The sequence below is a fragment of the Microbacterium sp. ISL-103 genome, assembly GCF_018613995.1.
Classification (GTDB): domain Bacteria; phylum Actinomycetota; class Actinomycetes; order Actinomycetales; family Microbacteriaceae; genus Microbacterium.
Map to the genome: position 1 here is coordinate 1 of NZ_JAGGPD010000649.1, position 1,552 is coordinate 1,552.

A 1,552-nucleotide genomic window follows, 5' to 3' on the forward strand; every position below is an offset into this window, starting at 1 on the left:
GGCGTTCATGCCGGTGACGGCACCGCGTTCTCCCCAGCCGACGGATGCCTGCGCGGCGATGAGCGTCGGGGCGGCGCTCCATCCGAGACCGAACCCGAGCACGAACGCGACGGCGGCGATCGAGAACGGGTTGGGCCAGGGCGACACCGCAGCGAGCGCGATCGCCCCGATGGCGGTGATCGTCATGCCGGTGAGCGCGGTGCGTCGGAATCCGATGCGCATGTACAGACGCCCGGCGTTCGCGGCGGCGAGCGGCCAGCCGAGCGTGAGCGCGGCGACCGCCAAGCCGGAGAGAAGCGGGGCGATCCCGATCGACCCCTCGAGGTAGGCCGGCGCGAAGCTCGTCACACCGGTCATGAGCGCGCCGATGCCGAGCGACACGATCGTCGTGGTGAGGATGAGCGGGCGCGCAGCGAGTCGCAGATCGACGATCGGCTCGGCCGCGCGGCGCTCGACGACGCCGAACAGCACGAGCGCGAGTGTTCCGAGGCCGAAGCAGACGGCGCTGGGCACCGACACCCACGCCCAGGCGTTGCCACCCTCGAGCATGCCGAGGATGAGGCCGGTCAGACCGATCGTGAGCAGCACGGCGCCGGCATAGTCGATGCGATGCCGCTGGGTCTGCTTCTCTTCGTGATAACGCCGAAGCAGCATGTATGCGGCGAGCAGGCACAGCGGGATGTTGACCCAGAAGATCCATCGCCAGGCGTCGAGCTGAGCGAAGATGCCGCCCAGCGCGGGGCCGACGACAGAGGAGATCGCCCACACCGAGGCGATGTATCCCTGGACCTTGGCTCGTTCGGCGACCGTGTAGATGTCGCCGACGATCGTCATCGACATCGGAGCGACGGCACCGGCGCCGAGACCTTGGATGATGCGGAAGACGATCAGCGCGGTCATGCTCCATGCGAACCCCGAGAGCAGGGATCCGAGCAGGAACAGGACGATGCCGAGCAGGATGATCGGCTTGCGACCGACCGTGTCGGCGAAGCGGGAGTAGATCGGCACACTCACCGCCTGCGCGAGCAGGTAGACCGAGAACAGCCAGGGGAACTGCTGGTAGCTGCCGAGATCGCGGACGATGCTGGGCACCGCGGTCGCGAGGATCGTCGCATCGATCGCGATCAGACCGGTCGCGAGCATGAGTGCCCCGAGCACCGGGCCGCGCTCGGAGCGGAGCCCGATGGAGGCGCGGTCGATCGAGGCAGTCACTACAGGCACAAGCCGCGCACGCGCGGGACTATTCCGACCGGATGCTGCGAGGTACGCGCAGCCGGGTCACGACGAGCGCGTGGTCCCCGGCTCGTCGGTGTCGGGCTCGTCAGGTGTCTCTGCGTCGTAGAGCACCGGCCGATCGACCGTCTTGGTCACCTCGGCGGGGTCGACCACGAGGATCAGCATCGCGAGGAAGAGCAGGGTGACGATGAACGCACCACCGCCGACGACGAGTCCGAGGGCGATCGGAGTCAGCCCCTCGTAGGTGCCGTTGGCGATCGCGGTGTTGACCCGCGACGTGAACGCGCCGGTCGACACGAGCGTGTCGACCGCGGCG

Annotated in this window: 2 protein-coding genes; both read right to left on the reverse strand. The window is 68.6% G+C overall.

The features are described from left to right. Positions 1-1,212: MFS transporter (locus J7E68_RS19115; RefSeq protein WP_215175121.1), on the reverse strand; the 1,212-nt coding region annotated here is incomplete at its 3' end. A 66-nt stretch (positions 1,213-1,278) separates the two neighbouring features. Then, the coding region (locus J7E68_RS19120; RefSeq protein ID WP_215175122.1) for a hypothetical protein at positions 1,279-1,552 on the reverse strand (274 nt) is incomplete at its 5' end.